General features: G+C 65.8%; 14 protein-coding genes. 8 read left to right on the forward strand and 6 right to left on the reverse strand.

Annotated features, from left to right (window positions below; translation table 11 throughout):
* Positions 1 to 924: 924 nt before the first annotated feature.
* The 3 genes from LuPra_RS13960 to LuPra_RS31935 form a co-directional block, all read right to left on the reverse strand.
* Positions 925 to 3,861 carry a protein kinase domain-containing protein gene (locus LuPra_RS13960; RefSeq protein WP_110171313.1) on the reverse strand — a complete coding sequence of 979 codons (2,937 nt, stop codon included), beginning with the start codon at positions 3,859 to 3,861 and terminating at the stop codon, positions 925 to 927.
* A 69-nt stretch (positions 3,862 to 3,930) separates the two neighbouring features.
* Entirely contained in the window at positions 3,931 to 4,488 is a 558-nt protein-coding gene (locus LuPra_RS13965) for a sigma-70 family RNA polymerase sigma factor (protein ID WP_234800882.1), read from the reverse strand.
* 447 nt (positions 4,489 to 4,935) lie between these two features.
* The gene (locus tag LuPra_RS31935; RefSeq protein WP_157899171.1) at positions 4,936 to 5,430 is read right to left on the reverse strand and encodes a hypothetical protein; all 495 of its coding nucleotides are present in this window, start codon (positions 5,428 to 5,430) and stop codon (positions 4,936 to 4,938) included.
* Between the two features lie 54 nt (positions 5,431 to 5,484).
* Between LuPra_RS31935 and LuPra_RS31940 the strand changes: the two genes are divergently transcribed.
* The 8 genes from LuPra_RS31940 to LuPra_RS14005 all read left to right on the forward strand — a co-directional run bounded on the left by LuPra_RS31940 (position 5,485) and on the right by LuPra_RS14005 (position 15,831).
* On the forward strand, positions 5,485 to 5,808 hold the full coding sequence (locus LuPra_RS31940; RefSeq protein ID WP_157899172.1) for a hypothetical protein: 324 nt from the start codon (positions 5,485 to 5,487) through the stop codon (positions 5,806 to 5,808).
* Between the two features lie 67 nt (positions 5,809 to 5,875).
* Positions 5,876 to 7,165, forward strand: coding sequence for a hypothetical protein (locus LuPra_RS13975; RefSeq protein WP_157899173.1), 1,290 nt, complete (start codon positions 5,876 to 5,878; stop codon positions 7,163 to 7,165).
* 97 nt (positions 7,166 to 7,262) lie between these two features.
* Entirely contained in the window at positions 7,263 to 8,819 is a 1,557-nt protein-coding gene (locus LuPra_RS13980) for a LodA/GoxA family CTQ-dependent oxidase (RefSeq protein WP_110171317.1), read from the forward strand.
* Positions 8,816 to 10,012 (forward strand): NAD(P)/FAD-dependent oxidoreductase, encoded by a 1,197-nt coding sequence (locus LuPra_RS13985; protein WP_110171318.1) that lies wholly within the window; start codon positions 8,816 to 8,818, stop codon positions 10,010 to 10,012. Before LuPra_RS13980 ends, LuPra_RS13985 begins: the two co-directional genes overlap by 4 nt.
* 1 nt (position 10,013) lies before the next feature.
* Positions 10,014 to 10,802, forward strand: a complete 789-nt coding sequence (locus LuPra_RS13990) for a hypothetical protein (RefSeq protein WP_110171319.1) — start codon at positions 10,014 to 10,016, stop codon at positions 10,800 to 10,802.
* 335 nt (positions 10,803 to 11,137) lie between these two features.
* Positions 11,138 to 11,896 (forward strand): IS5 family transposase, encoded by a 759-nt coding sequence (locus tag LuPra_RS13995; protein WP_110171320.1) that lies wholly within the window; start codon positions 11,138 to 11,140, stop codon positions 11,894 to 11,896.
* Positions 11,893 to 12,837, forward strand: a complete 945-nt coding sequence (locus tag LuPra_RS14000) for an IS5 family transposase (protein ID WP_110171321.1) — start codon at positions 11,893 to 11,895, stop codon at positions 12,835 to 12,837. The genes LuPra_RS13995 and LuPra_RS14000 overlap by 4 nt, the downstream gene beginning before the upstream one ends.
* Positions 12,838 to 13,599: 762 nt before the next feature.
* The gene (locus LuPra_RS14005) at positions 13,600 to 15,831 is read left to right on the forward strand and encodes a hypothetical protein (protein WP_110171322.1); all 2,232 of its coding nucleotides are present in this window, start codon (positions 13,600 to 13,602) and stop codon (positions 15,829 to 15,831) included.
* 72 nt (positions 15,832 to 15,903) lie between these two features.
* Here LuPra_RS14005 and LuPra_RS14010 read toward each other — a convergent pair whose 3' ends face one another.
* From LuPra_RS14010 to LuPra_RS14020, 3 genes are all read right to left on the reverse strand, one after another.
* Positions 15,904 to 18,492 (reverse strand): protein kinase domain-containing protein, encoded by a 2,589-nt coding sequence (locus tag LuPra_RS14010; RefSeq protein WP_162271392.1) that lies wholly within the window; start codon positions 18,490 to 18,492, stop codon positions 15,904 to 15,906.
* The gene (locus LuPra_RS14015; RefSeq protein ID WP_335340786.1) at positions 18,489 to 19,103 is read right to left on the reverse strand and encodes a sigma-70 family RNA polymerase sigma factor; all 615 of its coding nucleotides are present in this window, start codon (positions 19,101 to 19,103) and stop codon (positions 18,489 to 18,491) included. The genes LuPra_RS14010 and LuPra_RS14015 overlap by 4 nt, the downstream gene beginning before the upstream one ends.
* Before the next feature lie 856 nt (positions 19,104 to 19,959).
* Positions 19,960 to 20,436 (reverse strand): acetyltransferase, encoded by a 477-nt coding sequence (locus LuPra_RS14020; RefSeq protein WP_110171325.1) that lies wholly within the window; start codon positions 20,434 to 20,436, stop codon positions 19,960 to 19,962.
* Between the last annotated feature and the right edge of the window lie 127 nt (positions 20,437 to 20,563).

Consider the following 20,563-nt stretch of genomic DNA (forward strand, 5'->3'; position numbering starts at 1 on the left):
ATGGTAGCGATTGGGCTACGGGGGCGCGGCGATACCCCCAGGGCATCGATACCCCCAAATCGCCACGTACTCCCAAAAGTCCCCCCGCCGCGCACGGGTGCGAGGCGGACTCTGGCAGCCACCTGCGCTACCAACCGACCAAAAGGTCGTGAATTGTTAGGAAAGTGTTGAGGCAGAGCCGGACGTCCATGGATTGCCATGGACGCCTACGGACAACTCTGGACAAATGGTGGAGGCGGCGGGAGTCGAATGGCCACTTTGTAAATCAATGACCAACAGCTACTTAACTGTTGCTGCTGCTGAGATCCATACCCCCAGATATACCCCCACAGTAAGCTCGATACTCTTTTGTCCAGCGCGCTCTCGCCGGTAATGGCCTGAGACGCAGCGACTTCGAGTCAATCGCGGAGCAGTACCGGGTGGTGCCCAGCCCGACCCTCCTTAGTTCGGCACGTAAAAAGTACCGCGGCTGAGCCGGCGCCATGCCTGCAGCAGAATCATGTCTGTATTCGGCGGCATGCTCGCGGTACTCGTCCTGTGGACTTTCCCGTCCTGGCTGACGAGAACTCCCGCGCGGAAGTGCGGAATGTCCGTGGACACAGCCGTGCACCAACGCCACCAGCAGACAGCGCATCACTCGTGTGGCGAGCAGTGCGTCGATCTGAGCGCTTGCGTTCTCCACTCCGCGTCCGCCAGCACGACTGGGACACGTGTTGACGCCGTTGCGCCCTGACTGGCGGTGAGGAGTACGGCCACGCTGTGGCCCGGTGCGAACGCAGCGGCCACGTGTAATCCCAGAATCCGCCGCGAGAAGTTGTCGATCGCAGGGTGGCTTCCCGCGCTCGTCTTTCGCCGACACGATGGCGACAATGCGCGGGTCAGACTGCAAAATGTCCGTGCAGAGAGCTGGGTGGGCAGTCGGGGTTAGCGCGGCGGATGGGGGGCGAGCCGCTCAAGCTCCTGGAACCAATTGAGGATGATGCGCAACTCGATCGGCCCTTCCATTGCCCTTGGTGAGAGCATCAGAAAGCGACGTCCGTCAGGCAAAGGCATGATCCTGTGCTGAGCATCACGTCGTTCGTTCAGAGGTCGCGTGTAACCCACGCGCAGGCCCGGGTGGGTCTGGACATCGGCGACCATCATTCGACCTGCACTTAGAAACAGGAGCTGCCCGCCGGTGATCCATGCAGGCCTGTCCCCTTCCTCCGCAGAGATAGCGGTCCGAGGGCCGGGCCCGGGAAACGGCTGCACGTAGACGTGGCTGACACCGCCGTCGTCGGCCTCGAAGGCGATGAATCGGCCATCAAGAGAAAACCTCGCCTCCCGCTCGTTGGACGGACTGGAGAGGAGTGGCATCGCCTTGCCATCCGAGTAAATCCAGACGTCCGTATCGCCGCGATTCGTGTACTCGCTGAACAGAAGCGATTGGCCATCCGGAGACCAGTCCTCGAGCATCAGCGACGATCGGCCACGCATCAGCAACTCCGCGGAGCCAGTCCCATCCGCACGCTTCCGATAAACCGAGCTGTCGCCGGGCGTCGACCAGTAGGTGATGAATCTACCGTCCCGGCTCCAGATCGGCTGAAAGCTGTCGCCCTCGGGGACGAGCAGGCGCTTTGCACCGCGCTCCAGATCGAGCACCCACACCTGCACCTTCGTTCCTTCCACGAGATCACCCGCTACCTCCAGGCCATCCGGCGAGAGGGCAGCGGTATAAAATGGCACTCGCCCGCCGGGCACGGGAGTGGCGTTCCCGTCGCGGTCCAGCCAGCGGAGTCCTGCCTCCTGGACACGGTTGGCGGCTATGTAGATAACGGTGCCGTTATCGGACAGCGCCACGTTCGAGTGCCGACCGTCGTGATCGATGCCATGCAGGACGGGAGTGGGATCACCAACGGGCTCGAATCGCTGGTTCACTGGCACGGCCCGTAGCGCGTCGCCGTCCGAGAACACGAGATGGCCCGTCCCGGTGTAGCGCGCCACGACGTTGCTGCCACCGCGCAGCAATCGTCGCCTCTTTCCCGTCTCACGCGACAGCACATCGAGCCAAGTTCCGCCGTCGCCAGCGCTTGCGACGAGAAGATCATTGCTACCCGGTACTCGCCCTCGCAGTGAAATCAATTCGCCGTCGGAGCGATCCCGCACGGCGATCGCTGTGGGCGTGCCGCCGCTCGCGGGGATCGACCAGAGTTCACCCAGTTGATTGCCACCTTCGATCACGATCTCGTCGTTGGAGGTCCAGAGCGCAACGATCGGAACGAGCGTCTGAGCAATTGCGATCGGAGGACCGCCCGCGAGCGACACTTTGCGGAGGGTGCGATCTTCCGCTCGCCAGAAGCCGATCCACTGGCCGTCTGGTGAGAAGAACGGCGTGGTCGCTTGCTCGGTACCAGGAATGGGCCGGGTGTCGAACCCAGACAGCTCGCGCAGAAAGAGTTGGGATCGTCCGTTGCCGCGGGCGCGGAAGACGAGCCGCGTGCCGTCGGGCGAGAGGGCGAACGGCGTGAAGAACCTGTCCACCGGAAGTCGAAGATTCTCGGCCGTGTCACCCTCGATCTTCAGGGACAGCCGGGCGACGGCGCTCGCCCTGTGCGCGGTTGGCCAATATCCTCCGAACCAGGAAGCCAATCGCGTGGCGATTGCAAGAAGTGCCGCCGCACCCAGGAGGAGGGCAGCAGCAGTCTTCCAAGTGAGCCGCTCCCGACGGTGGGCCGACGGTTCCGCGGCTCCATCGGCCGCGAATCTCGTCGATGCGATCGGCTTGCTGGCGTCCTCGAGCTCGATCAGCGCGTCGGCGATGTCGTGCAACCGCTTGTGTGGATCCTTTCGCAGGCAGCGCTCGAGCAACCTTCGGACCGGCGGGGGTGTCTGCCCAGCGGGCAGCGCAGCCCAATCGGGCTCGTGTTCCAGAATGCGGACGAACGTGTCCGACATCGTCTCGCCGCCAAATGGCGGGTGGCCTGCCAGCATTTCGTAAAGGACGCAACCGAACGACCAGACGTCCGTGCGCTTGTCCACCACCTGGCCGCGCGCCTGCTCGGGGCTCATGTAGGCCGGCGTTCCGAGGATGCGCCCGTCCGCTGTGTCGTCACCCCAGTCCGAGGGAGGGTGAGTCAGGTCACGGTCCCGCCGGAGTGTCATCGTCTTGCCGAGGCCAAAGTCGAGCACCTTCGCGCGCGTATCGCTCGATAGAGGCCCAGATGCGGTCGTGGCACCCTGCAGCACGATGTTCCGCGGCTTCAGGTCCCGGTGGACGACGCCGTTCTCGTGTGCCGCGTCGAGCGCTTCGGCAAGCTGGCGCCCAACCGCGATTGCATCGGGGATGGGCAGCGGTCCGCGCGCGAGACGATCGGCAAGGGTAGGGCCCTCGACCAACTCGAGGATCAAGGCCGCGACCCCATCGATGTCCTCGAGACCGTAGATCGCGCCAATGTGGGGATGATTGAGAGTGGCGAGGAGGCGGGCTTCGCGCGCGAAGCGGGAGCGACGCTCGGGGTCTCCGGTGAAGTGTGACGGCAGGATCTTGATCGCGACGTCGCGTCCGAGCTTGCTGTCGTGCGCCCGATAGACCTCGCCCATCCCGCCGGCGCCGAGGAGCGCGACGATCGTATATGGCCCGAGTTGACGGCCCATCATCTGAGTTCTGTCACGCGTTCGCGCAAGGCCCCCTGCCGCAACCGCCGCGGGTGTTTCTAGGAAACGGGCCGCATCGAACTCGTACCGGAGCAGCGACTCCACTTCCTCGCGAAGCGCGTGATCTCCTTTGCATGCGTGCTCCAGGAACCCGCGGCGCTCCTCGGGCGCACACTCCAGCGCCCGATCGTGCAGATCAGCAATGCGGTCTCGGGACCCGGGATCCATAGGCCTGCCTCCCGGTCAGGGGGTCCAACCCGAAAAGACGCGAAGAACCGCCCCACCACCTGTGATGCGTCAGCGGCCAGTGCTGTTGCGCGAAAGCTCTCGCAGTAGCCAGTTCTTCGCGAACTTCCAGTCCCTCATCACAGTCTCAGGAGAAACCTTCAACACCTCGGCCGTTTCCTCGACGCCCATCCCACCGAAGAACCGAAGCTCGACGACTTGGCTCTTTCGCTCGTACTGCGCCGCAAGCGCTCGAAGCGCATCGTCGATGTCTATCAGATCATCGGGCGTGTCGCTCGTGACGGCCAGGTTCTCATCGAACGTCAGGCGACGGAGTGCACCACCGCGCTTCTGGTTCTGTTGGGCCCTGGCGTAATCCACGAGCACGCGCCGCATGAGCCGCGCAGCCATCGCAAAGAAGTGCGCGCGATCCTGCCACTGCACCCGCCGAATATCCACCAGCCTGAGGTAGACCTCGTTGACCAGCGCGGTGGCCTGGAGAACGTGGTCCGGACGTTCCCCCGCCATGTGGCGCTTCGCGAGGCGCCGCAACTCGCCGTGCACGAGCGGGAGCAACCGTTCCACGGCTCCCGGGGCGCCGCCCCTCCATTCCATCAGAAGGGCTGTCACGTCGTGGGTTCTGTCATCAGACACGGGCCCGCCCATTCTACCTGCCATCACATGACAGGTGTTCGTGTCGATTTGCGCCTCTCTTCCCGACGGGGGCGTTGGGTTCCCGGGGAACGGCGCCAAGCCTCGGGAACAAGCGTCTTCCAGCGGCGATAACGTTGACGAGACGCGGTCCATGAACGGTGGGCCCCAGATCCCAGCCGGCGGCGGTCCGGTCAGTGTGTAGTGTTTGTCACAGCTCGGCGGTCCCGGCAATGCCCAGATGATGATGATGATGATGCGGGTCGGCGAATTCTTCTGATCCGACCCAGTCGCAAAGGTACGCCGCGAGATCGCGAGCGTAGTTTATGTCACTAGCTGGACGTGCTGGCCCTTTGGTCAGACTCCAGAGTTCGCGTGGGGATTGTGGCGACGAGGCATTTCGCGCTCGCTCTTAGGAGAGGAATGTCAATGGCACAGGTAAGAGGAGATTCGTCGGTTGCAGGTCAAGTCGCAGTATTCGGTGGAAGCGTTGTCGCTCGCGGGGTTGAGGGCCATAGCACTAACGATCATGGCGTCGTTGGAGTGACCTTTGGTCCTGGCACCGGGGTGTTCGGCGTCGGTACCAAAGGCCGCGGAGTCGAGGGCGAGAGTACCGAGAATCACGCCATTGTTGGCACCAGCAAGGGGATAGGCACTGGGGTCTTTGGCGTTGGTACCAAGGGTCGGGGGGTTGAGGGCCAGAGCACCGAGAACCATGCCATTGTCGGCACCAGCAAGGGGACGGGCGCCGGGGTATTTGGCATTGCTGAGAAGGGCAACGGCGTCGAAGGCCACAGCACCAATCAGATCGGTGTGTTTGGAAAGGGCGGGCGCCTGGCTGGCAAGTTCGAAGGCGACGTCGAGGTGACCGGCGATATCCGGCTGGCCAATGCCGACTGCGCCGAGGACTTCACCGTTCATGGCGCGCAGGACGTCGAGCCAGGCACGGTGATGGTCCTCGAGAATGGCGGCACCGTGAGACCCAGCGATCAGGCATTCGACACGCGAGTGGCCGGCGTTGTGTCCGGCGCAGGCACGTACAAGCCGGCACTCGTTCTCGACAGGCGTGCCGACAGTGCACACCGGCAGCCGATTGCCCTGATGGGCAAGGTGTTCTGCAAGGTAGATGCAACCTTCGGCGCGATTGGCGTCGGTGACCTGCTGACCTCATCGCCGACGCCCGGGCATGCCATGAGGGCGGCTGATGCGAGCAGGTCGTTCGGCGCCGTCCTCGGCAAGGCGCTTCATCCGCTCGCGAGTGGACAAGGGCTGATCCCGATCCTCGTCACCCTGCACTGAGCGGTTCATTGGTGCGCCTCACGACGGCAGTCGCTGTCCTGGGTGCTCGTCCTACGGAGTCACGATCATGCCTGCAATGCATTGCCGTTCGGTGTTCGGTCACGCCGCCGCGTCCTTCGAGGATGTGCGGGCGTCGGTGGGCGTGCCGCGTACCGCGTCGGTCCGACAGATGGCTGACCTGTACGTGCGCGAAGTGGTGTTTGACGAGCCAATCGTGACCTCGGACGGCGTCGCGCTCGGCGGACATCACCGCGTGACCATCCAACGCGATGGCAGGTACCGCTATCAGGGCCACTTCCGCGCTACGGGGTTTCCGTCCTTCGACGTCGCGATCCTGACGACTGTCGGGTACACCATTCCGATCCCGGGTGTGCCGACGCCGGCCGCTGCCCAAGTGGCCTTCGCGGCGCAAGGACGTGTTCACGGCACCAACGAGGCTGGCGACCGTGAGCACACGTGGGACACGGAGGGAGTGGCGCCGCTGCTCGCCGCCGAGTGGCAGGGCGTGCGGCGCGGACAACTGAACCGGCATCTCGAGTTCGACACGGATTGGTTCGGACCGGCAGGGGACGTCGTCGGGTTTCTCGCGCAAGTGGTCGCGTTGGGCGCCACCTTCGGCGCCGCCGGTGTCGCCATCGTCATCGTTGGTGAGGCCGCCGATTTGCTGGACGTCGAACAGATTGTGCTGCCCGGGATCGTGGGTGTGGTCTTTGCGGGAGGGGCAGCATATGTGCTCGGCCCGAGCGCACTGATTCCAGGCTTCATCGTCGGGGCCGCCGTGACCGCGGCGCTGATCACCCAACGGCCCATCTTCCCGCACGAGGAGGCGTTCGCCATCGAGGTCTTCGGGCCCACGCTGCCGTTCGACCGCATCCGGCTCACCAATCTCGTCGGGTTCGGCGACCGTCCGTTCACCGCACCAGGACCGGGCGGCGTCATCCTGGTGAACCTCGGCAAGGGGTTCGACAACCCGACGACGTACAGCGGCAAAGGTGGTGACGAAGAGGGCCTCAGCGCGCCCGGTCAGCTGTTCATTCACGAGCTCACCCACGCGTGGCAGATCGCCAACGAGTCGTTCACCCCCGAGTACTACTGCCGCGCCGTGGCCACATCGACCGGCACACTCGGCGGCGACATGTCGACCTACGGCTATGGCCCTGCCGGACCATCGTGGGGTTCGTTCGGCACCGAGCAGCAGGGCAGCATCGTGGATCAGTGGTTCGCCGGGAGTACCGATCCTGACGAAAGAAGTCAGCAGCAGCGCCCCTACCGGGCCAAGGACGACGACGAGCAGGGCGCGGCGCAGAATCCGTACTACAGGTACATCCGGGACAACATCCGCGCTCGCGTCGCCTGACGCGTCCGCGTCTCCGGGACGACGGGGCGAGCGCGGCGCGCAAGGTCCGATGCAACACGACGCACGCGAAGTGGGCAGCGCGTAGAGGCGCGCAGCAATGGCGATCACGTTTCGTATCCACCCGGCAATCGGCATCGCACGCGTCGGTGACAGCCCCGATGAGTTCTTCGTCGGGCCAGAATCGCCCGGTGAGGGCCCCGCACTGAACTCCCCGGATGGCGCCTCCTCGAGTCCAGGGACCTACAAGGACGCCCAGCACAGGATCAAGCGCCAGGGGGCGCGCTTTCGCATCTACGCCTGTACCGAGGACGCTTCGGGTCTGCTGACGGCCGCCCGGGAGGTCACCGCCAGCGAAGCCAGCATCGAGTGGGAAGTCCATCTCGTCAACGGCAAGGCGGCGGGGCCGAGATTGAACGGCAAGGGCCGTCGCAATGCGGATCAGCCCGAATCTGCCCTGGTGATCGACGCGGGCCCGAACCGCATCACCGGCGTGAATCGCCCGTCGGCGGCCATGCACGGGACGTTCCAGACGACCTTCGACGTCCAGCTTGGCGACCTGCTCACGGACAGCGCCGGGCGCTTGATCGTGCTTGGCGGACACGGCCGATCACAATCGCTGCCTGGGAGGCCGCTCCCCGACTTCGCCGACAACGACGGCTGGTGTGACGATACCGCCGACGGTCCGGTGCGGGCCATGGTGCATCTGCACGGCGCTGCATCCGCAGTGGCTGCGACGCCGGCCTGGGTGGTCGTGGCACCGCCGGACTTCGCGCCGCCTCTCGGCAACGTCGTCACGTTGTACGACGCCGTGTTCGACGTGATGGCGCGACGCGATCCGGCACTTGCGGTCAGCGACGCGGCGACCGTCTCGTTCACGCGGCACATCTACCCGGTCCTGCGCTGCGTCTCGCAGCTGCATCACGTCAGCGAGCTCGCGGCGCGTCGTCATGGTCCCGGAGGGTCGCAGCACTTCCTCTCTCGCCTGACGGAGTTGTCGAGCGCGCTGAGCCAGCACGAAGATGCGAGGCGCGAGATCTTCGAGGCGCTGAGATCGCCGAGAACCGGCATCGGCCGCATGCCGAAGGTGCCCAGCCTGGCGCTCCAGAAGGCGCCGGGCACGACACTCACCGAAGTGCAGTACGCCCGCATGGAGCGCTGGGCGAGCGGCCGGTTCGAGCCGGATTGGCCTGGCCGGGAACCCGCACCGCTCGCGCTCGAGGAGCTGCCTGAGACCGAGCGTCCGCACGCTCTCGATCGCGCGGCGCTGGACGCGTGTGTCGGCGGCCCCTTCTTCCCGGGCATCGAAGTCAGCCGGCTCGTGCTGGACGACCGCATCTACGACGCTGCCAACGCCTTCCGGATCGATCCGCAGCTGGCCCCCGGTACGCTGACAGCTCCGATGGCCGTGCCCTGGCAGGCCGACTTCAACGACTGCAATGTCGACGGCGCCGACTGGTGGCCCGCGCAGCGTCCGAACCAGATTCAGCGCGGCGGGGAACGCCATGCGGATTGGGTGCCGCCGGAATGGAGCGGCCCAGGGACTGAGCGGCACCGCGCCATGGTCGAGAAGTGGGCAGAGCTGGGCTTCGTCGTCGCGCGGACGGTGGACGGCGCTGTCCAATACGTCGAGGAGGAACGTTTCATCACACCATGAGCGTCACGCCACCCTATTGCGACGTCGTCGTGCTGGGAGGGGGGCCCGCTGGTGCCGCCACGGCGCTGACCCTTGCCCGGGCGGGACGGTCGGTGGTCGTGGTGGAGAAGTCGCGCTACGAGGCCGCCAACGTGGGCGAGATCTTGCCGCCCAGGGCGCGTCCCTGGCTCGAGCAACTGGGCGTGTGGCGTCAGTTCGTGGCCGATGGCCATCGGCCGTCGCCCGCGGTGCTCTCGGCGTGGGGAGACGCCGAACTGAGGGCGACACAGCACGTGTTCAGCCCGTATGGGTCCGGGTGGCACCTGGACCGCCGCCGCTTCGATGCGATGCTGGGCGAGGCCGCTCGCCGCGCCGGAGCGTACGTGCGCTGCGGCGTGACGGCGCGAACAGGCCAGTCGCTTGGCCCTGACGAGTGGCGGCTGGAACTGACGCCGGCGCTCCGACACGGCAGCCGCGAGCACCTGCACGCGTCGTACGTCGTCGATGCCACGGGACGGGTCGCGGCATGGGCGCGCACCCAGGGTGCAAGGCGGATCAACGCGGATCGCCTCGTGGCCATGGCCGGCGTGCTGGTGCACGGCGTCGAGCCACACGGCCGATCCCGCCGCGATTCAGCCTCGGGTGCTGACGATGGGTGCACGCTCGTAGAGGCGTCGGCGGACGGTTGGTGGTACACCGCGGGCCTGCCTACAGGCCGTACCATCGCTTCTTACGTCACCGACGTCGATCTGCTGCCGCCGCACCGCCGCGCTTGGCGCGCGTTTTGGCACGGCCGTCTTCGAGACACGCGGCACACGTACGCGCGCCTCCGGTCACTCCAACTCACGGCGGCCCTGCGTGTCGTCGCCGCGAACAGTTCTCGTCTCGATCATGCGAGCGGTCCCGGCTGGCTGGCCGTCGGCGACGCCGCGATCGCTTTCGACCCGCTGTCGTCGCGCGGGCTGACGCAGGCCCTGGCGTCAGCGGTGTCGGCCGGCGATCGGCTGCATCGTCATCTGGACGGTCAGTCCGACGCGATCGGCGACTGGGAACACGCAGGGCAAGCCGCACACGAGCGATACCTGCGACATCGTACGAACAACTACGCGCTCGAGCAGCGCTGGCCTGACTCGGTGTTCTGGCGGCGCCGCCACGCTGCGCGCCTGCCGGCAGGCGCGCATGCGCGTCGGACCGGCACGACAGGAGACGATTGACATGAAGAAAATCACCAGTCACGGACGTCGAGAGTTCCTGCAGGGCGGCGCCGCCATGCTCGCCGTCGCCACCTGGATGCCAGACGGTGTAACGCTTCAGCGCCAGGATCGAACGGCGGTACACGGGATGCTGCTCGTGGGCGAGGAAACGGCCTTCCTGTCGCACCTTCCGATGTTCTCTGCGCCGCACGACTTCCAGGCGATCCTGGAGGCACGATTCACCAAGGCCGGTAGCAATCCACAAGCCGACTACTTCGCCGATCGCAAACGTACCGGCATAAGAATTTACTCGCTCGAGCCGGCGCGGTTTGTGCTGCCGCAACTCGTCGCCGCCGAGCCACTCCGCTCGTTCAAGGGCAATCTGTATCGTGGCCATTTCGAGCGGTTTTCGAGCCAGGCCGCCAAGGATGCCGCGCGCATCGCGCAGGATGTCGACGTGACGGTGACCGGCGTCGTCACGTTCCGGCAGTTCGTGCCGGAGGCGAGCAGGACTGCGCAGCTGGAGTACCTGGTCTTCGGCAAGGGGCGCGAGCGCTTCCTGGCGCACGGGATCAGCGCCGCGCCAGATTTCGATCAGGTCCTGCGAGTGGCGCTTGATCCCGAGTTGACCGATCGCGAGATCGTCAAGGGCGTGCGCATCCAGATCCCGGACAGGGCGAATGCGTCGAAGGACCGGATCCGCGGTACCGATGCAGTGTCAGCCCGGCTGGTGTCGGACGGAATAGCGTCGCGGACGTTGCAGCTCAGGCCGGGCGACGAACTCTACTTCGAAGAGAACGAACTCGCCTGACGTGATCGCCGCTGCGATCCGATCCCTTCTATCGTCCCGTCTCTGTACGTTCGGGAGCCGCAAGCGCTCTATCGGTGCAGGCAGTCACACGGACAAGGGCGGGGCTGCACGGCAATGACCGGAGGCGAGGTCGGGTGTGTTCGTGCGTTGCCGGCTCATGTGAGACTGATTGTGCAACTCGAGCGAGCCCGTCGCATTGCTACAGTGGTCGATGGGCGTCTCTCATCTCGAGCGGTATGAGGTGGCCCCGAAGCGCGGCGTTGGTGCATGGCTTGGACCGTTGAGGCCGTCGAAGCCGCTGGCATGTCGGCGGCCCGCCGCGGCATGATCGTGCGATGAAGTCGCGGGTGCATCCCACGTACAAGACGCACTATCGGGTGGGGAATTGGCGGGCGTACGAGTGCGCCCTCGTCAGTCGGGGCGACGTGACGCTGTGGCTGTCGCCCGAGGCCAGGGCTGCCTGGATCGTCCCGCCGTCCGGTCAGCCGGGCGGGCAGCAGCGGTTTTCAGACGTGGCCATCGAAACCGTGCTCACGCTCCGGCTGCTGTTCCGCATGCCATTGCGCCAGACGGAGGGTTTCGTCCGGTCAATCCTGACCGTGATGCGCGCCGGTCTCGACGCTCCTGACCACACGACGCTCTCCCGCCGGAGTCAGCTGTTGGACGTGGTGCACAACATCCCAGCCACAGGGCCGCTGCATGTAATCGTCGATCGCACAGGACTCTCAGTGGTGGGCGAAGGGGAGTGGGCCGCCACGAAACATGGCGGACGGGGCAGACGAGGCTGGAAGAAGCTGCATCTGGGTGTCGGCCGCTCCGGTGTGACCGTCGCGCACGTGCTGACCGAAGCGACGGTCGATGATGCGATCGATCTGATCGGGGCCGCCGTTGGCGATATTGCCAGCGTCACGGCGGACGCCGCCTACGACACAGTCGCCTTCTATGAGGCCGCGAGTGGGCGACACGCGCAGGTCGTCGTCCCGCCCATCACGACGGCAAGGGGCGTTGGTGCATGGCTGACACCGTCCCGTAGTGGGTCGGGTGTTGGAGCCGCTGGCATGTCGGCGGCCTGCGGCGGCATGATCGTGGGATGAAGTCGCGCGTGCATCCCACGTACAAGACGCACTATCGGGTGGGGAACTGGCGGGTGTACGAGCGCGCCCTCGTCAGTCGGGGCGACGTGACGCTGTGGCTGTCGCCCGGCGCCAGGGCTGCCTGGATCGTCCCGCCGTCCGGTCGACCGGGCGGGCAGCAGCGCTTCTCGAATCTGGCGATCGAGACTGCCCTGACCCTCCGACTCGTGTTTCGCTTGCCCTTGCGCCAGACGGAGGGCTTCGTCCGGTCGATCTTGACCGTGATGCGCGCCGGTCTCGACGCCCCGGACCACACGACACTCTCCCGACGGAGTCAACGGCTGGACGTCACGGTGGGCAACCTTCCGGCGAAGGGACCGCTGCATCTGATTGTCGACAGCACAGGGCTGTCAGCGGTGGGTGAAGAGGAGTGGGCCGCCGTGAAACATGGCGGCAATGGCACGCGAGGCTGGAAGAAGCTCCATCTGGGTGTCGACCGCTCCGGCGTGATCGTCGCGCATCTGCTGACCGAGGCGACGGTCGACGACGCGACTGTGGGTATCCATCTGATTGGGGCGACAGCTGGCGACGTGACCAGCGTCACGGCGGACGCGGCCTACGACACGGTCGCGTTCTACGAGGCCGCCGGCGCGCGCGACGCGCAGGTGGTGGTGCCGCCGACCAGGACGGCGAAGGTATCGCGCCGCGGACCTCGCTCGAGTGCGCGCGATCGCACGATCACCGACGTGGAAAGGCTCGGCCGGCGCCACTGGAAGAAGGCCTCTGGCTACCATCGGCAGGCCCGCGTCGAGAACGCCTTCTTCCGCTACAAGTCCATCATCGGCGATCGCCTTCGTGCTCGGAGTCGAGGTGGTCGGGAGGCCGAGGCGAGCCTTGCCTGCCGCGTCCTGAATCGAATGACCGCGCTTGGAAGGCCCGAGTCGTCCGCGATCAATCGGTGACCAGCCGTGGTTTGGGCGGCTGCGCGTCCAGATTGAGCCATGCACCAACGCCGCGGTGCGAGGCTCAGCCGCTTGGTGTCCGCGGACCTTCGTGCAAATGACGGGCAAGAGCATCGACCACGAGAACTCGCGCAGGAGTGTGCGGAATGTCCGTGTACGCAGCCTGGCGCCGCGCACGGCTGGCGGGAGGAGTCGGCGCGGATCGGCTGGACGCCCATGGATGTCCATGGACGCCTGTGGACCGCTGTGGACAATTGGTGGAGGCGGCGGGAGTCGAACGGAGAATTTCTAAGACGCTTATCGACAACAACTTACGCTTGTTGCTGTTGAGATCCGTACCCCCAGATGTACCCCCACGCTCGGTCCGATACTTTGCCCCAGCAGGCACGGGCCGGCAAAGGCTTGAGCCGTCAAGACTTCCACGTCAATTGCTGGCACTGGGCCGGGGCTGAGGTCAGCAAACGCGCGCCCTATGGGGGCTCGTGAATCGGACCGCGGCTGAGCCGGCGCCACGCCTGTGGCAGAACGATTTCTACGACCGGCTGCATGCTCGCGGTCGTCGTCCCTCGACGTGTGGCTAACGAGAACTCGCGCGAGAGTTCGGACTGTGCGTCGAGACAGCTCGGACGCGCAACTGAATTGCGAGTGTCTGAACGGCCGTGATCCCTATTTACTCCGTTTGGGACGTTGGTAAGTGGCGGGCGAGTCACATGGCAGTGCCCGTCGGTGTTCTTCCACCACTAGTGCCAAACGGAGACGATCATGCTTGCCCGACCCTACCGGCTCATCGCTGTCGTCCTTTCGCTCGTGCTGCTGAGCACACTTGGCATGCGGGCGACCGAGGTGCAACCCGTCTTCGACCTCAGCGGGCCTCGGAGTGGACCCTTCCCCAGTGATCTCTTTACGGTGGCCGACGCCACACAGTTGACCGGGCTCAGAGTCAATCTGCCCAAGCCCGATTGCCAGGAGCGTCCTTCGGACTGCGAGGACCTCGACGTGATCAACACGCTCGACGGATTCAACGTGCAGCCGCGACTCTCGATTCCGTTCACTGGCGAAATCGACCCGCGGTCGGTGACCAGCGAGACCGTGTTCCTGCTCGAACTCGCGTGCCCGCGCGACCCCAGTGGCGGCGACGCGTGCGACGAAGGCCCAGCGCCGCGACGAGTCGGCGTGGACCAAGTGGTGTGGGATCCCGCGACGCACTCGTTGCACGTGGAATCCGACGCCCTCCTGAAGCAGCACACGCGCTATGCGCTGATTGTGACACGCGGCGTGCGCTCCGCTGCGGGCGGCCCGGTCACCGCCGCGCCCGAGTTCCGGGGGTTCCGCCAGACCGTTGCGGGAGCCTACAAGGACAGCCTGCTCGACGCCGTCCGCGCCGCGCGGAAGTCGGGCGTGACTGCAGACGACATCGCCGTCGCGAGTGTGTTCACGACCCAGAGCGTTACCGCCGTCCTCGAGAAGATCCGCGACCAGATCAAGGTATCCACGCCGGATCCGGTGGACTTCAACCTTGTACCGGGTGGCGGTCGCGCCGTCTTCCCGCTGCACGAGGTGGCAGCGGTTATCTTGACGCAGCAGACGCGAACGGCTCCGGCGTTCACCACGGCCAGCTTCGGTTTGGCCGATCTCCGAGCCCGCCCAGGTGCCGTGGGTAGCGTCGCGTTCGGGAAGTTCGCCGCCCGTGACTACCGGGTGCACCCCGGTGACTACATCGCGCCGATCGGCACGCGCACCGGTACGCCAAGCATCACCGGGGTGAACGAGATTTACTTTACTCTGATCGTGCCCGCCGGCACTCCGCCGCCAGATGGGTGGCCGGTCGTGATTGCGGGACATGGTGGGGGCGGCAACAAGGAAGGCTTCACGTTGGGTGTCGCAAGTCCGCTGGCGGCACACCTGGCGCAGCGTGGCATGGCGACCATCGCCATCAACGCACCGGGCCACGGCTTTGGTGGGCTCGGGACTCTCACGGTCAACCGCAGCGACGGTACGTCCGTGACGTTCTCCGCAGGTGGGCGGGGGATCGACCAGAACGGCGACGGGCTCATCGAGGGAAGGGAAGGCATCCGCGCCGCGCAGCCGCGCACGATCATCGACGACGCGGATGGCTTCCGGCAGACGGTTGCCGACCTGATGCAGCTGGTTCGTCAGATCGAAACGGGCGTCGACCTGGATGGCGATTCATTGTCCGACCTGAGTCGCTCGCGGATCTACTACGTGGCGCAGTCGCTGGGCGGCGTGTATGGAGCGGTCTTCATGGCCGTCGAGCCGAATGTCAGCGCCGGTGTCCTCAACGCCGCCGGAGGCCCACGCACGATGCGAACGCTCACGACGCGTGGCGACCGCGCCGTCGTCGGATCGTTCCTCGGGGCGCGTGCGCCTTCCCTGATCAACGTGCCCGGTGTCACACACATCGAACAGGTTGCCGTGCCACTCCCCCCGCACTACCACGAGAATCTGCCGCTTCGCGACGCGGAAGCGTACAGTGTTCACCTGGCGGACGGAGCGATTGAGACGATCCAGTCGCCAGTCACGAATGCTTCGCCTGGTGCGCTGGATATTCAGGAACAATTGGATCGCACTGAATGGGTCATGCAATCGGCCAGCCCCGTTGCCTATGCGCCGTACCTCCGCGGCGCGCCACTCGCAGGCATGCAGCCCAAGCGCCTGATCGTGCAGTTCGCCAAGGGCGACCAGACGATGCCGAATCCGGCCACGACGGCGCTGCTGCGCGCCGGGGAATTGAGAGATCGCGCCACGCTCTACCGGCACGACCTGGCGTTTGCCGAGAATCCGGCCTTGCCGCGGGACCCACACGGGTTCATGCCGGTGATTGGCCTGTTCGGGGCGATTGCGCGCGGCGCGCAGGAACAGATCGCCGTGTTCTTCGAGTCGGACGGTCAGCTGACGATCCACCCTGAGCCCGCCCGCCTCTTCGAAGTGGAGCTCACAGGGCGGTTGCCGGAGGGACTGCACTTCGTGAGGTGACGGAGGCTCGAGCGATTTGGGGCAGAAGGAGGTGGGGCATCCATATGGGTGCCCTGCCCCTACCGCCGGCGATCATGGCGGCAGTCCAGCGCGTCGCAGGAGCGCCTGGAACCGTGGATGCGAATGCACCCGATCGAACGTCGGATTGACCGTGAGAAACCAGGCCCCGCCGCTGGTGAACCCTCGTTCGAGCCATTCCAGTGCCTGATCCTCGTCGCCGAGACTGAGCGACATGACGGCCATCGCGTAAGGCGGAGCAAATCCCTTCTTCAGGTCGCTGGCGAGCTGCCGGGACTCGGCAATCGCCTCCTCTCGCCGGCCGGCCAGCGCATAGGCGCGGACCAGGCCGACCCGCGGCATCGCGCCACCCGTCGCCCCGGCCTTCCGGAACTCGTCGATGGCCTTGGCGTACGCGCCTGTCTCCACCAGCGCCGTCCCCAGGTGCAGGTGCGCGAGCGCGAAGGTCGGGTCCATGTCCAGCACCTTCCTGTACTGCGCGATCGCCGCATCGTACTGGCGAGCGAAGTACAGGAGTCGTCCGACCTCGGTGTTGACGATCAGCGAAAGGGGATCGAGCGCCTGCGCGCGGCGGATGGCCGTCATCGCCTCGTCGAGCCGGCCGACGTTGGCCAGGTACATGGCCTGCCAGTGATGCGCGGTCGCGTAGTTTGGGTTCAAAGCGATGGCCCGCGTGAAGGCGGCGTCGGCCGCCTGCCACTCGAACCGTTGCGTGCGGAGTTGACCGAGCGACGTGTGCGCTTCGGCGAGGCGCTCGTCGAGCTTCAGTGCCTGCTTCGCCGCGGCCTCCGCCTGCGGCAGTGTCTGCTCTGGTGACCGCACGCCGTAGGCGCGAAGGATCAAGTAGGCGTCGGCCAGCCCGGCGTGCGCGAGCGCGAAGGTGGGATCTGCGTCGATGGCGCTCTGGAAGTGCCCAATCGACCGAGTGACCGCCTCCGCCGTGCGCTTGTTCCAGAAATACCGACCCTCCAGATAGTGCCGGTAGGCCACCGCGTTCGTCGTGTGCGTCCGTGCAAGGCTGTACTGCTGGTCTCCCGTCAGCCGGACGTGCAGTTCACGGGACACGGCCTGCGCCAGGTCGCTTGGCAACGCGAAAAGCTCGGCACGTGGCCTGCTGTACTCACCTCCCCACAGCCGTGAACCGTCCTGGACGTTCACCAGCTCGAGGCGAACGACCATCCTGTCCGCCTCCTGCACGACCTGCCCCGTCACGACACCCGCCACCTGCAGCGCGCGCCCGACATCACGCGGGTCGACAGTGGACCCCCGGTACGTGGCCATGGTGCTGCGGGCCATCACGCGCAACTGCGGCAACTGCGACAGACGACCGGTCACACTCTCGCCGATACCCTCCGCGAGGACCTCGAGTTCCGCAGGCCTACTGTCATGGGTGAAAGGAAGCACGGCGATTGAGTCGATGGCAACCGCATCACCCGTCAGCGGGCGCCATCCATTGAAGGCTGCAACGAGGAGAACCACGGTCATGACAGCCAGGACGAGTGCGCCCAAGCCTCTCCAGTGAACCCAGGAGTGGCGTCGCCGAGCCCCGGAGGACCCGCTTGGGGCTTCCGGTGCAGGGACGAGAGGTGCCGTCACCGACACGTGCCCCAATGCGAGTAGTACTTCGTCGAACGACTGATAGCGGTGTGCGGCGTCCTTGGCGAGCGCGCGATCGAGGATGTCTGCCAGTGCAGCGGGGATCAGCGGATTGACGCTCTGGGCAGGTGGGTGAGGTTCGTTGATGACCGCATACATGGTCTCGGCCGTGGAGCGCCGTTCGAATGGCACCTGTCCGGTAGCCATCTCGTACAATACCGTGCCGAACGAGAAGATGTCACTCCGCGCATCGACGGGCTCGCCGCGCGCCTGCTCGGGTGCCATGTACGAGGGCGTGCCAAACAACGCACCGTGCCCGGTCAGCGTCGGCGCACCTGCCTCGTTGCCCGAGTTCAACAATCTGGAAATGCCGAAGTCGAGGACCTTCGCCTGACCCGCCGGCGTCACCATGATGTTGGCCGGCTTGATGTCGCGGTGAACGATGCCGGCTGCATGCGCGGCCCGGAGTGCGTCCGCCATTTGTGCGGCGATCGCGAGCAACGGCTGCTCGCTGAGCGCGCCGTGCGTCAGGACGTGTTGTAGCGTCTCGCCCGAAACGTATTGCATGCTGATATAGGGCGTGCCCTCGATCTCCCCGACGCCATAGATCGTGCAGATGTTCGGATGGTCCAGGACCGCCGCCATCCGAGCCTCGCGCACGAAGCGCGCCCGGGACGTGGCGTCGTTCATCAGAGCAGGCGCAACGAACTTGATCGCGACGTTGCGGCCCAGGCTGGTGTCCTCCGCGAGATAGACATCACTCATCCCACCACGGCCAAGCAACGCCAGGATGCGGTAGGCATCGACGGTCGTTCCCACCCGCGCCGCGCGCGGTTCTTCGCCGGGTAGCGTTGATGCACGCAAGCTCAGTGGCGCTTCGAGGAAATCGGCTGCTTGTGCGTCAGAGCCCAGCAGTGCGTCCACGTCTGCGAGAAGCGAGCGATCTGCTGCGCAGGCTTGCTCCAGGAAGGCCGCCCGTCGGCCCTCTTCACAGTGCAGGGCCGCGTCGAACACCTCCTTCACGACCTGCCAACGCTCGGGAGTCATTGCGGCCAGCCTCGCGCAATTTCCTTGTAAAGCCAAGCCCTGGCCGATCTCCATTCGCGTTTGACTGTGCCTGCCGAGATGCCGAGGACTTCGCCGGTTTCCTCGACGGACAGGCCGCCGAAAAATCGCAGTTCCACGATGCGGCCCTGGCGCGGATCCATGGCGGCGAGCTTCACCATCGCGGCGTCCAGGGCGACGAGTTCCGCCGACCGTTCGTCGGACAACACGGTCGCGTCGTCGATGGCCACGTGCAGGGCCCCGCCGCCGCGCTTGCCGGCGCGGATGTGGCGGGCCCTCTGCAGAACAATGCGACGCATCAGACAGGCCGCGATGCCGAAGAAGTGGGCGCGGTTCTGCCAATCGACCACACGTTGGTCGACCAGCTTGACGAACGCCTCGTGCACCAGTGCCGTGGGCTGCAATGTGGCACGGCGCTCGCGCGAGAGCTGACCACGGGCGAGACGCTTCAGCTCCGCGTAGACCAGCGGGAGCAACTGCTCGAGGGCTTCTCGATCGCCGCCGTTCCAGGCGACGAGAAGCTGCGTGACCGTCGGCGAATACCTGCCATTCATGTCAGGCCGATGGGTGAGATTTCGAGTATAGATCGGCATGCCGCACCGGGGCCTCACAGCCTCGGACAGCGAATCGACACTCGATCGGCAGGCGGGCAGTCAGTTGGTGAGCCCAGCTCGTGTATGGGCGCGCGCGGGTTAGCGAGCGTCCGAGCGCTGGGGGATACATCGCGGACGGGTGATGGTCCGGCGCGGCGTTGGTGCACGGCTGCTGGGCCCGCCGATAGGCCGGATGTCGAGCGGCTGTCGTGTCGACTGCCGCGCCGGATGATCGTGCGATGACGTCGCGGGTGATCCCACGTAAAGGACTCGCGGGCCCGATCCACCGCGCGCCACTGGCTGTTCCGCACGCGCTCGACTGCGTCGCGACGGTGCGTTGCCTGGTGGCGTTCTAGTCGACGAGCACAACCGCGTGCGGCAGCACGCGGCCACATGCCAGACGAGATGTACGTCGGGGCAGGGGACGCGATCCCGGCCGAACTCGCGGCACGCTCGGACGCCGCGCGGCGAGCACGCCTGCAGGCCAACCGTTCGCGCGTTCTCTGGCCTGGATGACGAGAACTCGCGCAGGAAAGTTGGGAATGTCCGTGCACTCAGCCCGGCAGAAGGTCTCGGGCTACCACCGCAGGCCCGCGTCGAGAACGCCTTCTTCCGCTACAAGTCTCCATCATTGGCGATGACCTTCGCGCCCGGAGTGTCAGTGGCCGGGATGTCGAGGCGAGCCTTGCGTGCCGCATCCTGAACCAAATGACCGCGCTTGGGAGGCCCGAGTCGCACGCGATCAGTCGTGGACGAGACCGCGACTTGAAGGACCTGCGACCCAGTGTGAGCCATGCACCGACGCCGCGCCATGCTCTCAAGGGCGCGGTAATTGTGATAGGCCTGAAGTTTGGGATTAAGCGTCTGGTGGCTGCTGGTCGTGACTGCGCCGGTCGTTCCTCAGGCGCATGTGCAGGAGAGGATATGGCCGCCCCGTGTCGTCCAACTCCGACCTCCCGTCGACTACGAATCCGCAGCCCTCGTAGAATCGCCGGGCGGCGTGATTCTGCTCATTGACATCGGTCGTGAGCTCACCACGAAGGTTCCGGGCGTGTTGAACGAGTTGGCGACCGGCACCGCGCCCTTGAAATTCCGGCGCGAGAAACAGTGCCTCCATCTTGCTCCCGGAGAGGCCCATGAAACCCATCACCGCGCCATCGCCGGAGCACACGACCCAGAATTCGGGTTCGCTCGACGCCAGGTAGTCCTTGACCAACGGGATGAACGACTGCATATCTTCCATCGACACGAAATCGTGCGTGGCGCGTACCGACCGCAGCCAGATATCGAAGAGCACATCGCGATCGGCCGGCACTGCCCTGCGAGTGTTCATCGCCACGTCATCCCAGGCAGCGCCAATCGCTGTTCGCCGAGTTCACGCTGAGCGGAGGCTGTCGTCGACCCGAGTGCTCGGGCTGTGGTGAGCGCCCGCTTGATGAACCGGCGACGGTTGTCGGGGA

This window comes from Luteitalea pratensis (assembly GCF_001618865.1).
Classification (GTDB): domain Bacteria; phylum Acidobacteriota; class Vicinamibacteria; order Vicinamibacterales; family Vicinamibacteraceae; genus Luteitalea; species Luteitalea pratensis.